Annotated in this window: 9 protein-coding genes; 5 read left to right on the top strand and 4 right to left on the bottom strand. The window is 33.5% G+C overall.

The window, feature by feature from the left end; genetic code table 11:
• The first annotated feature begins 21 nt into the window (after positions 1-21).
• Entirely contained in the window at positions 22-522 is a 501-nt protein-coding gene (locus tag V5J73_RS10640; RefSeq protein ID WP_338645733.1) for a hypothetical protein, read from the top strand.
• Between the two features lie 74 nt (positions 523-596).
• Here V5J73_RS10640 and V5J73_RS10635 read toward each other — a convergent pair whose 3' ends face one another.
• Positions 597-1,544, bottom strand: a complete 948-nt coding sequence (locus V5J73_RS10635) for a TerC family protein (protein WP_338645732.1) — start codon at positions 1,542-1,544, stop codon at positions 597-599.
• A gap of 140 nt (positions 1,545-1,684) precedes the next feature.
• Entirely contained in the window at positions 1,685-2,698 is a 1,014-nt protein-coding gene (locus V5J73_RS10630; RefSeq protein WP_338645731.1) for a glutamine synthetase beta-grasp domain-containing protein, read from the bottom strand.
• A gap of 668 nt (positions 2,699-3,366) precedes the next feature.
• On the opposite strand from V5J73_RS10630, the gene V5J73_RS10625 reads away from it, so the two are divergent.
• Complete coding sequence (locus tag V5J73_RS10625; protein WP_338645730.1) at positions 3,367-5,556, top strand: glutamine synthetase III family protein; 2,190 nt, start codon at positions 3,367-3,369, stop codon at positions 5,554-5,556.
• Positions 5,557-5,663: 107 nt separating this feature from the next.
• A complete protein-coding gene (locus tag V5J73_RS10620) occupies positions 5,664-6,506 on the top strand; it encodes an OmpA family protein (protein ID WP_338645729.1) in 843 nt (280 codons plus the stop codon).
• Positions 6,507-6,731: 225 nt separating this feature from the next.
• Here the strand turns inward: V5J73_RS10620 and V5J73_RS10615 are convergent, their stop codons facing one another.
• Positions 6,732-7,013 (bottom strand): DUF4242 domain-containing protein, encoded by a 282-nt coding sequence (locus V5J73_RS10615; protein WP_338645728.1) that lies wholly within the window; start codon positions 7,011-7,013, stop codon positions 6,732-6,734.
• A 388-nt stretch (positions 7,014-7,401) separates the two neighbouring features.
• On the opposite strand from V5J73_RS10615, the gene V5J73_RS10610 reads away from it, so the two are divergent.
• Both V5J73_RS10610 and V5J73_RS10605 read left to right on the top strand, forming a co-directional pair.
• Positions 7,402-8,580 (top strand): AIR synthase related protein, encoded by a 1,179-nt coding sequence (locus tag V5J73_RS10610; RefSeq protein WP_338645727.1) that lies wholly within the window; start codon positions 7,402-7,404, stop codon positions 8,578-8,580.
• Between the two features lie 62 nt (positions 8,581-8,642).
• A complete protein-coding gene (locus tag V5J73_RS10605) occupies positions 8,643-8,999 on the top strand; it encodes a hypothetical protein (RefSeq protein WP_338645726.1) in 357 nt (118 codons plus the stop codon).
• 191 nt (positions 9,000-9,190) lie between these two features.
• On the opposite strand, the gene V5J73_RS10600 is transcribed toward V5J73_RS10605, so the two are convergent.
• Positions 9,191-12,031, bottom strand: a complete 2,841-nt coding sequence (locus V5J73_RS10600) for a M16 family metallopeptidase (RefSeq protein ID WP_338645725.1) — start codon at positions 12,029-12,031, stop codon at positions 9,191-9,193.
• Positions 12,032-12,314: the final 283 nt, after the last annotated feature.

Genomic DNA, 12,314 nt, shown 5'->3' with positions numbered 1-12,314 from the left:
AAATTATTAAAGCTATAACTAATGAAAAAAATTACCTTATTTTTAGTTTTCATCGGGATGATGACACTACAAAGTTGCGAAGTAACTGAAATAAATGATACTGTGGATAATGATACCATTAGTGAAGTATTTGAAGTTACCACTTCCTTTAATTCCAATAATAACTACACTACATTGGTAACTTTTAATCCACCAATTTATTCATCGGATGTAGTTTTAGTGTATCACTTGTATGATACTGTAAATGGGGAAGATATTTGGAAACTAATGCCTCAAACGTATTATTTTAGTGATGGAGGAGAATTAGATTTTAATTTTGATTATACGAGATACAATGTTAATATTTTTCTTTCTGCTAATTTTAGTCTGAATACTTTGCCGTCTAGTTGGACTCAAAACCAAACGTTTAGAATTGCAGTTATACCCGCTAATTTTGCTGCAACAGTAAATAAAAATAATATTGATGCAGTAATGTCAGCATTAAAAGTAGACAAAACTGAGATTCAGAAAATAAATTTATAGGTTTTGCTAGGCAATAATAAAAAAAGGAAATCGTGAGATTTCCTTTTTTTATGCGTTTATTTTTATGTGAATTATTACACGAATTCTTTACTACTTTTTCTAAGTGATACAGCAATTCCCAATATAAGTGATAAAGCTATAAAAGCAAGAGAACCCCATTCAGGAATTTCAATGAAATCATGCAGTAGCATTTTTAATCCTACAAAACTTAAAATGGCAATAAGACTGTATTCTAAATAGCTAAATTTTGTCAACATATTAGCCAAGAAGAAATACATGGATCGCAATCCTAAAATGGCAAAGATATTTGAACTAAAAACTAAAAAAGGATCACTTGTTATAGCTAAAATAGCAGGTACACTATCAATAGCAAAAACTACATCCATTACTTCAATGACTACAAGTGCTACAAAAAGGGGAGTTGCGGCAGTTATATGTCTTCTTTTTACAAAAAAATGCTCTTCATCAATGTGATTTGAAATGGGCATTATTTTTTTTAAACTTTTATATACAAAAGATTTTTTAGGCTGAAATTGTTCATCATCACCGCTAAACAACATTTTCATAGCAGTATAAATTAAAAAAGCACCAAAGATATAGGTAGTCCATGAAAATTTATTGATTAGCATAACGCCAAAAAAGATCATTAAACCTCTAAAAACGATAGCGCCTAATATTCCCCAAAATAAAACACGATGTTGGTATTTTTGTGGAATTTTAAAAGCAGAGAAGATTATAGCAATGACAAATATATTGTCTACGCTCAATGATAATTCGATTAAATACCCCGTAATAAATTTTATGGATGCTGTGGCAGGTTTTAATGAATCGGGATTGTCAACATAATTATTACTATAAAGCCAATAGATTACACCAGAAAACATAAAAGATAATGTGACCCATATTGCAGTCCATTTCCCTGCTTCTTTAGAGCTTATGATATGAGGGGTTTTGTTGAATACGCCTAAGTCAAGCGCTAAAAAAAGCATTACTGCTACTAAAAAACAAATCCAGACAATCATAAGTCAAATATTTAAAGTTGCACAAAGATACTTTTTGATTCTTACTTTGAAAAATATTTTTGATAGGATAAATGCCAATTGTATCACAAAAAAAAGTGCCATAACTACGATGGCACTTTTATTATTTTTAAAGCTGTAAATTATAGAACAGAATTTACTGTTTTGATAATTCTAGCTGCAATTTTGTATGGATCTCCGTTTGAAGCTGGTCTTCTGTCTTCTAGCCATCCTTTCCATCCTTTTTGAACGGTCATTAATGGAATACGGATTGAACATCCTCTGTCAGATACTCCGTAAGAGAAATCATGTATAGATGCAGTTTCATGTTTACCAGTTAAACGTAGGTCATTGTAAGCACCATAAACAGCAATGTGTTCAGCGGTTACAGGACGGAAAGCTTCACATATTTTCTCGTAAGTTTCTTGAGAACCACATGTTCTTAGTACTTCATTAGAGAAATTAGCATGCATTCCTGAACCATTCCAGTCAGTATCTCCTAATGGTTTTGGGTGATACTCAATGTAGTAACCATATTTTTCAGTCAAACGGTCTAATAAATATCTAGCTATCCATATTTCATCACCTGCTTTTTTTGCTCCTTGAGCAAACAATTGGAATTCCCATTGTCCACAAGCAACTTCTTGGTTAATTCCTTCAAAGTTGATTCCAGCTGCAATACATAAATCTGCGTGCTCTTCAACAAGTCCTCTTCCGTGTGTGTTTTTTCCACCAACTGAACAGTAGTACATTCCTTGTGGTGCTGGATATCCACCAATAGGGAAACCTAATGGTAATAATGTTTTTGTATCCATGATGAAATATTCTTGCTCAAATCCAAACCAGAAATCACCATCATCATCTATAGTTGCTCTACCGTTTGATGAATGTGCAGTTCCATCAGCATTCATAACTTCAGTCATTACTAGGTATCCGTTGATACGTGTTGGATCTGGATATATTGCAACTGGAACTAATAAACAGTCAGAAGAACCACCTTCGGCTTGTCTTGTTGAAGAACCATCAAATGACCAGTTTCCAATTTCAGCTAAAGTTCCTTGAAAATTTTCATGTTCTTCAACTTTAGTTTTACTTCTAAGATTTTGAGTTGGTTCATAACCATCTAACCAAATGTATTCTAATTTTATTTTAGCCATAATATAAAAAAATAGTGTTAAGAAATCATTTTAATGGAGCTTTTAGCAATAAGTAACTCCTCTACCGTTATGCAAAAATATGTTTTTTATTCAAAAAAAAAAGAGTGACCCCTTTTTTTTGAGTGGTTATTTGTTTAAAATGAAGTGATTTTTTGTTTTAAGCCCCGTAAAAAAGATTGTTTGTTAGAGTGAATTTTATGAATTATCAAAATAAGGCTAAAAAATAGGGGGTGTCGTAAAAAAATGATTTATTTTTGTAAAATTCGTAATTCTGCTAGTTTTTGGTTATTTAACAAATAGAGTTAAGTTTTCAAAAATTATAACAGATGAACTACATTTTCAAAGCTCACGCTTTTTGGACGGTACTTATTTCAATTTTTGAAGTATAAAATTAGAATCAGATTAAGATTTTAGGATTTTGATTTTATTTTTAAAAACAAGTAAATAAAAGTGCTTTTTTGCAATAAAGCAACCGTTTCAACTCAGGGTGTAGGCCGCGAAATTTCGAATAAATTTTGTATTTTTGTAATGCAAGGAGTTTAAAAAAAAACGATAGAAAACAGTGGGATTAATCAAGGAAATTTATATAATTTTTTTGTGTTTCATCAAATCTTCAACAATGAAAGTCAATAATAACTGAATTAATTAATATACTAAACAGAGAACAAATGTCAACAATTCGTTTCCGAGCTTTGAGAGAAGCATCAAACAGAAAGCCTGTTCAATTTGAAGAAACCGATAGAAAATCAACTATTTTTGGTTCAAACGTGTTTAATGATAAAGCGATGAAGCAATATTTGACTTCAGATGCTTTTAAAGCAGTTCAAGGTGCTGTTCAGTATGGCACTAAAATAGATAGAAAATTAGCTGATTATATTGCAATGGGTATGAAAGAATGGGCACTTTCGAAAGGAGTGACTCATTATACACACTGGTTTCAGCCTCTTACAGGAACAACTGCTGAAAAGCATGATGCTTTCTTTGAAACATCGTATGACGGGAGCGATCCAGTAGAAAAGTTTGGTGGTGCGCAATTAGTACAGCAAGAACCAGATGCCTCTAGTTTTCCAAATGGTGGAATTAGAAACACATTTGAAGCAAGAGGATATACCGCTTGGGACCCAACATCTCCAGCATTTATTTTTGGTACCACATTGTGTATTCCAACGGTTTTTATTTCGTACACAGGAGAAGCTTTAGATAATAAAATTCCTTTGTTGCGAGCTTTATCTGCTATGGATGACGCAGCAACTGAAGTTTGTAAATATTTTGATAAAAATGTAAAGAAAGTGACTGCAACTTTAGGATGGGAGCAGGAATATTTCTTAATCGATAAGTCATTAGCAGATTCTCGGCCAGATATTGTTATGACTGGTAGAACGTTGCTAGGACATACCTCCGCAAAAGGACAACAATTAGATGATCACTATTTTGGGTCTATTCCAACTCGTGCTTTAACGTATATGCGAGATTTAGAGCAAGAATGTATGTTGTTAGGAATTCCAGTAAAAACCCGTCACAATGAAGTTGCTCCTAATCAATTTGAATTGGCACCTATTTTTGAAGAGACAAACTTAGCTGTTGACCATAACTGTCTATTAATGGATGTAATGCAAAAAGTGGCGGAACGTCATGATTTGAAAGTATTATTTCATGAAAAACCCTTCAAAGGAGTAAATGGTTCAGGAAAACACAACAACTGGTCATTAGCAACTGATACTGGAGTAAACTTGTTGAGTCCAAGTAAAACGCCTATGAGCAATTTACAGTTTTTGACTTTCTTTATCAATACCATCAAAGCGGTTAATGATTATGAAGCATTACTGAGAGCAGCTATCGCTTCGGCAAGTAATGATCATAGATTAGGAGCAAATGAAGCGCCGCCTGCAATTATCTCAGTGTTTATTGGTGATCAATTAACTAAAGTTTTAGCTGAATTAGAAGGCGTTACTGCAGGGAAATTATCTCCAGAAGAAAAAACAGACTTAAAACTTAATGTAGTAGGTAAAATTCCGGATGTTCTTTTGGATAATACAGATAGAAATAGAACTTCTCCTTTTGCTTTTACAGGAAATAAATTTGAATTCAGAGCAGTAGGTTCTACTGCAAACTGTTCTAATGCCATGACTACTTTGAATGCAATTGTTGCAAAACAATTGAGGGACTTCAAAAAAGAAGTTGATGGTTTGATTGAGTCCAAAGACATGAAAAAAGACGATGCCATCTTCAATGTATTGAGAGAGTATATCAAAGTTTCTAAAAACATTCTTTTTGAAGGAGACGGTTACAGCGATGCATGGGAAATCGAAGCGGCAAAAAGAGGGTTGAGTAACTTCAAAACAACTCCCGAAGCATTGAAAGCAAGAGCTTCAAAACAAGCTTTGGATTTGTTTTCTGAAATGGGTATTATGAATCATATTGAGGTTGAAGCACGTTACGAAATCGAATTAGAGGAATACACTAAGAAAATTCAAATCGAAGGTAGAGTTTTAGGCGATATTTCTAAAAATCATGTAATTCCTACTGCGATTCGGTACCAAAATACATTGATTGAGAATGTTAAAGGATTGAAAGATATTTTTGGAACTGAATTCGAATCAATTGCAAAAGAGCAAATAGTTTTAATCAAAGAAATTTCTGGTCATATCGAAGGAATCAATTCAAAAGTTGAGGAGATGACAAATGAAAGAAAGAAAGCAAACCATTTGACAGATGCTCAAGAAATGGCAGAAGCATATTGCAATAAGGTAAAACCATATTTTGAAATTATTAGAAATCATTGTGATAAATTAGAGCTACTAGTAGATAACGAAATTTGGACATTGACTAAATACAGAGAGTTATTGTTTACAAAATAAACAAAAGATCTCTAAAAAGTAAACCCGATAGCTTTGAAACCTATCGGGTTTTTTATACTATTTTTTTTATTTGTACGTTATTTTAAAATCATAGAAAACCAGTTTACATGAAGATAAGACTTTTTTTGATTTTGTTTTTTTATATAATTACTTTGTCTGCCCAAGATAAATTTGAACTTTTTTTTGATTTTAATCAAGATATAATTAATGAAAAATCACAAAAAGATTTTTGTAAATGGTTAGCCTATTCAAAAAGTAAAGAAATTGTAAAGATTCAAGGATATTGTGACAGTATCGATTCCAATTCTTATAATAAAGAATTGTCTTTTCGAAGGGCTAATAATGTGCGTGCACTTTTAGCATTTAATAAAGTTTATCTTAGCGAAAAATTAGAATTAGTTGCTTTGGGAGAAGATTTTCAACAATTGAAAAATCAAAGTGATAACCGGAAAGTGGTAGTTTATTATAAAGATAAAACCTCCATCAAGAAAAAGAATGATGCTGATACTTTAGTTTTTGAAAATACTCAAGCAAAAGATCTTGCGGTTAATGAAATAAAAAATACTGTTTCTCTACTTGAAAAAGTAAATAGAGCTAAAGTAGGGGATATCATAAAACTCGAAAATCTAAATTTTTACTTCAATTCAGAAAAAATAATTAGAGAATCGGAACCCATTCTTTCTGATCTTCTTCAGGTTTTAAAAATGAATCCTCAATTAAAAATATATATTTATGGTCACATTTGTTGTAATAGCGATCCAAATGATGTTAAACTTTCCTACCGAAGATCTAAGTTTGTATTTGATTTCTTGATAAGAAACGGAATTGCTACATCGAGATTAGGACATAGAGGATTTGGCAGTAGTCGACCAATATTTGCGTTACCGGAAAAGAATGAAACAGAACGAATTGCCAATAGACGTGTCGAGATTCTGGTTGTAAAAAAATAGTATTGGTATTAGTTACGCATAGTCATATGAGGTAAAACTATATTTGGAAATTATCAGAAACCACTGTGAAAGATCTGAGCTACTAGTAGAAAATGAACTTTTAGACAAAGGCTATTTGCGGGGAATTATTGCTTGTAAAGCAAGAGCAATGGTTTTTTTATAGCAAATGCCTTTCCGTATTGGAAAGGCATTTTTTGTTTTTTTACTATATTTAATTCTGTTTAACTAAACCGTTTCTTCTGCGGTTGTTGGGTCAATAACTGCTGATATTCGGTTGATTGAATTTGCAGGAAACCCGCCTTGTTTCGCATGTTCACGAATCATTTCTTCGTTTGGTGCAATATAAGTGCAATAGATTTTGTCAGCAGTTACTTGGCTGTTAACCCACTGGATTTGTGGTCCCATTTTACCTAGTACTCCACAAGATGTTTGCGAAATAGCTTTTAATTGTTCGGCGCTTAAGTTACCCGCACCAGGAATCTCTCTTTCAATTACATATTTAGGCATGATTTTGTTCTATTAGTTTTCCTACTCATATGGCTTTTCGGGATGGCCCCGTTTTTTATAGTGGTCGCTGGATTCCACTGTTATGAATTCAATTCAGAGTTTAAAATTTGTTTAACTTTTGAAAGTAATTTATAAATAAACTTCAATTAAAAGGAATTATATTTTAGGCTGATAGGGATTAAGATAAACGATATTTAAGTGTTTGTTTTGGTATTTAATATATTGATAATTAGTACTATATGTCAAATTTAATAAAATAAAACCACACTTTGTAGCTGAATTGTAGATTTAACGAAACACTTGAAATCCTCATAAGCAAAACCCAAAAAAAATAATTATCTTTGCCGCACAACTAACTGCCCTAAAGCAGGCTTCACAACTATATTACATGAGTTCAGATACTTCAAAAAGATATGCGCTTCGCGGTGTTTCGGCATCCAAAGAAGATGTTCATAATGCCATAAAAAACATTGATAAAGGATTATTTCCACAAGCTTTCTGCAAAATTGTCCCTGATTATTTAACCCAAGATGATGACTATTGTTTGATTATGCATGCTGACGGAGCTGGAACTAAATCGTCTTTGGCGTATATGTATTGGAAAGAAACAGGAGATATTTCGGTTTGGAAAGGTATTGCTCAAGATGCTTTAATCATGAATATTGACGATTTATTGTGTGTAGGTGCAACTGATAATATTTTACTTTCATCTACCATTGGAAGAAATAAAAACCTAATACCAGCCGAAGTAATTTCAGCGATTATCAACGGAACCGAAGAGTTGATTAAAGAACTAGATTCTTTTGGGGTAACCATACATTCAACAGGCGGTGAAACGGCAGATGTAGGCGATATTGTTCGAACAATAATTGTAGATTCAACAGTTACGGCTCGAATGAAACGTTCTAAAGTTATTGATAATGCCAATATTCAAGCTGGTGACGTCATTGTAGGATTGGCCTCTTTTGGTCAGGCCACTTATGAGAAAAGTTATAATGGCGGAATGGGAAGTAACGGATTAACATCAGCACGTCATGATGTTTTTGGGAAGTATTTGGCAAGTAAATATCCAGAGAGTTTTGATGCTGCAGTGCCTGAAGAATTAATCTATTCTGGACAAGTAAAACTGACGGATGCCGTAGAAAATTCACCAATCGATGCGGGACAATTAGTGCTTTCGCCAACCAGAACCTATGCGCCAATCATTAAGAAAATTTTAGATAAATATGCTGCTAATGAAATTCACGGAATGGTGCATTGCAGTGGAGGAGCACAAACTAAAATTTTACATTTCGTAGAAAATTTACACATTATAAAAGACAATTTGTTTCCAGTTCCACCCTTGTTTCAGTTAATTCAAGAGCAATCAAAAACAGATTGGAAAGAAATGTATCAAGTGTTCAATTGTGGTCACCGTATGGAAATTTACGTTCCAGAAACTGTTGCTCAAGACATTATTGCGATTTCAAAGTCATTTAATGTCGATGCACAAATAGTGGGTAGAGTAGAAGCAGCTACTTCAAAAAAACTGACTATTGCCAGCGAATATGGAACTTTTGAATACTAAAAAGCTTTAAATGAAGTTCGTTTTTCAATATTTCAATTCTTTAATCTTTTAATTTTTTATTTATGTACGAACTACTTTTTTGGAAATATCAGGACGGCATTTATCTGAATCATCACTTGGTGTATGAAGCACTTGTAGAGCAGGAAAACGTTGAAGGACTAGAAGCTCTTCCTGTTCAAGTAATCTTGAATAGAATCGCCTCTGTATTCTCAAATTGGGAAAAAGTAGATGAAAATAGTTGGAAAAATAATAATGGAGTAGGTGCATTTCACATTAAAACAACACCTCAAAGCATTCAAATTGATTGCTACGGAACCGATGGTAAAACCATGAACCTCCTTGCTGATACTATGGAGGAATTCAAATGTCCGGCTTACGATCCACAAGTACCACAGCGTTATGACGAAATGAATGAGTAGCTTTTTTTTGAGCTTATCCAGCACTCCGTTAATACTTCCTTAAAAAAAATATTTTTCTAAATCCTTAAAGGAGCTTCCGTTAGTAGCTCTTTCAGGATTTAGAAAAATTATCTTTTTTGCAGTCAGGATTTTCACTTCGATCTGGGCTAAAACAATCAGCGGTGCATAACCCAAATTAGTTTAATATAAACTTATTTTACTGCTGGTGTATTCAAAAGAATCGGTTCTCCAAAACCAATTTGCTCCAGTTTTTTTAATTGTGTTTCAGCATCTCCTACCACTAAATAAATCATTTTATCAGCATTCAAGTACTGCTCTGAAAGCTTTTTGATATCGCTAATGCTACTGTTTTTTACAATATTTTCCTGTTGTTTCGCATAATCATCAGGGTAATTGAAGTTACTGATGTCATACAGCATTTGCAATTTAGCCGAAAGCGTTTCAAACGCTCTGGCATTACTTTTTATTAAATATCCTTTCGTCACTTCAAGATCATTCTCATTGAAGTTTTTTCCATATTGAGATACAATTTCTTTTATCAAACTAACAGATTCAAACGTTACATTGGAACGCACACCACTTGCAATAGTAAACGGACCTTTATTAGCTGAACCATTAAAAGACGAATTGATGCCATACGTATATCCTTTTCCTTCGCGTAATTCTTGCGTTAATTGTGAAGCAAAACTTCCACCACCCAAACGGTAATTCATGATTTTGACAGGATAAAAATCAGCATCCGTAGCAGCAAGAGCTGGATAACCAATTCTAATTACTGATTGTTTGGCGCCTGGAACATCATAAAAATATATTTTGGAAGAAGCTACTGAGCTGGTAGTTGCTATTTTAGGAATGGTAACTTTTTTCGCTTTCCAGTTTTTATTTAAATTGGCTAATGAATTAGTAACCTCCGTTTTTGAAACAGCACCCACAATTTGAAAATCAGCAACTGATGGAGCAGTATTTGTAGTGTAATAATTTTTCAAATCGGTAATCGTAATACTGTTTACGGATTGTTCATTACCAATGCGGTTGTTCGCTAAAATAGATTCGTTTCCATAAATTAATTTCTTGAATTCATTTCGAGCAATACTATTTGGGTCTGCTTTTTGTTGAAGAATTTGGCTCAACGTACTTTGTTTGATCAAATCAAATTCTTTAGCATCCCATCTTGGTTGTAATACTATTTCCTGAACTAATGCCATAGTTGCTGAATAATTTTTGGCTAAGGTATTTCCCGAAATGAAGATGGATTCATCAGTAGCATATGCTCTTATGGTTGCCCCAAGACTTTCGATGGCATTTTCCAATTGCTCTGGAGTTTTGTTCTTGGTTCCTTTTGTCATCAAATCAGCTAACATATTTGAAATTCCAATTTTATTGGTGTCTTCTAGTAACATTCCGCCTTTAATTTGCAATTGAAATTGAACAAGCGGTACTTCATAGTTTTCAATACCCAAAACATTTAAGCCAGAGGACAACTTACTTTTCCATACCGATGGTAATGTGACATCAGGGCTTTCACCATAAGCAGGTTCAACGCTTCGATCAAATTTAGAAGGTGTTTTTTCATAGGTTGCAGCAATGCTAGCGTCAAAGGAATCTTCTTTTCCTTCGATGATTTTTTCCTCTACTACGGCAGCTGCTATAGAACCATCTAATACTAAATTAGCTTCTCCTTTTGGAACAAAACTAGTGGCAACAAAATGCTGTCCTTTGATGTATTTTTGGTACACACGCATCACATCTTCGGGAGTTACGGCAAGAATATTTTTTACATCTTGATTTATATAATCTGGAGTTCCTGCAAAAATCTCATATTGTGCCAGTTGAAAACCTTTTCCAAGAACACTGGATAAATTGGTGTAAAAAGCAGTTTCTTGTCCCGCTTTAATTCGGTTTAAATCTTGTTGTGAAATTCCTTCGGCTTCAAAGTTTTTAAACGCTTCATTTACGCCATTGAGTACGTCATTCAAATTTGTTTTTTCAAAAGCAGTAACACTCAACATGTACTGACCTGCTATTTCTGAATTGTATTGGAATACATCTGCGGCATCGGTTAATTTCTTGTCTTCTACCAAGGTTTTGTACAAAGGTGCTTTTTTACCCTTGGAAAGGTAATTGGCCAAAACTTCCAAAGGATAACTGTCAGGATGATATTCGTAAACAGACGGCCATGTTAGTGTGAGTTGTGGTAATTTGGCAAAATTATCCTCGTAATATAATTTTTTAGTTTCGGTTAATGTCACAGACTGTTTTTCCATTTTTGGAATTGCTTCGCCACGTTTTATTTCGCCAAAGTATTTTTCGACCCATGCCTTGGTTTGTTTTACATCAAAATCTCCGGCAATTGTCAGTGTAACATTGTTAGGCACATACCAACGATTGTAGAAACTTTTGACATCTTCAAGCGTAGCATTTTGTAAATCTTCCAAGGAACCAATAACATCCCAACTGTATGGATGTGTTGCTGGGTATAAATTTTTAGAAATCACAGAAAAATTGTGTCCGTAAGGTCGGTTGTCATAACTCTGTCTTTTTTCATTTTTAACGACCTGTTTTTCTTTAGCTAAAACGGGTTCAGTCACGGTGTTGATAAAATACCCTAATTTATCGGCTTCGGCCCAAATCATTTTTTCTAAAGCATCTTTAGGAACGGTCTGGAAATAATTAGTGCGGTCCCTGCTGGTAGAGCCATTGGCACCAGCACCACCAATACGTGCACTCATTTTATCAAGTCCTCCTTTTCCTAGGTTTTCTGATTCCAAAAAAAGCAAATGTTCGAATAAATGAGCAAATCCGGTACGACCTGCTTTTTCTCTCGCTGAGCCTACATGGCTGGTCAAAGCAACCGCAACTACAGGGTCAGAGCGATCAATGTGCAAGATGACATGTAACCCGTTTTCTAATGTGAACTGTTCAAATGTTACTTTGAATTCTTTTGATTTATCTGTTTTAGTTTGATTTTGGGAATAGGAACTGAATGCAGTAAAAAAAACAAAAGGAAGGATTAAGAACTGGATTGATTTCATGATTTAATTTTTAAAATTGGATTTCGTAGTTATTTATTCACTGACACTAATTTTTACTACCGATAACGAAATTAAGAAAATAAAAAGGAAAAATCTCTAAATGAGAAGAAGTTAAATTTTCAATATTTACACTACATTTACAACTGAATTTAATGCCTCTTAGCTGTAGGAGATTCGATTTGAATTAATGGATAAGCCTTCGATTTCTCTAGCAGGAACAGGTATTGTTCAAATGTAAAAAAGGGATGAAACCTTATCGATTTAGGGTTTTACTTTTCTAAAT

It is taken from the genome of Flavobacterium sp. KS-LB2 (genome assembly GCF_036895565.1).
In the GTDB taxonomy this organism is placed as follows: domain Bacteria; phylum Bacteroidota; class Bacteroidia; order Flavobacteriales; family Flavobacteriaceae; genus Flavobacterium.
The sequence above is the reverse complement of the archived record's forward strand: the minus strand, read 5'-3'. Positions and strand labels throughout refer to the sequence as shown.

Coding starts and splice junctions, on each gene's coding strand:
- V5J73_RS10625 (WP_338645730.1), top strand. CDS start 3,367: ATGTCAACAATTCGTTTCCGAGCTTTGAGAGAAGCATCAAACAGAAAG.
- V5J73_RS10610 (WP_338645727.1), top strand. CDS start 7,402: ATGAGTTCAGATACTTCAAAAAGATATGCGCTTCGCGGTGTTTCGGCA.
- V5J73_RS10640 (WP_338645733.1), top strand. CDS start 22: ATGAAAAAAATTACCTTATTTTTAGTTTTCATCGGGATGATGACACTA.
- V5J73_RS10620 (WP_338645729.1), top strand. CDS start 5,664: ATGAAGATAAGACTTTTTTTGATTTTGTTTTTTTATATAATTACTTTG.
- V5J73_RS10630 (WP_338645731.1), bottom strand. CDS start 2,698: ATGGCTAAAATAAAATTAGAATACATTTGGTTAGATGGTTATGAACCA.
- V5J73_RS10635 (WP_338645732.1), bottom strand. CDS start 1,544: ATGATTGTCTGGATTTGTTTTTTAGTAGCAGTAATGCTTTTTTTAGCG.
- V5J73_RS10605 (WP_338645726.1), top strand. CDS start 8,643: ATGTACGAACTACTTTTTTGGAAATATCAGGACGGCATTTATCTGAAT.
- V5J73_RS10600 (WP_338645725.1), bottom strand. CDS start 12,031: ATGAAATCAATCCAGTTCTTAATCCTTCCTTTTGTTTTTTTTACTGCA.
- V5J73_RS10615 (WP_338645728.1), bottom strand. CDS start 7,013: ATGCCTAAATATGTAATTGAAAGAGAGATTCCTGGTGCGGGTAACTTA.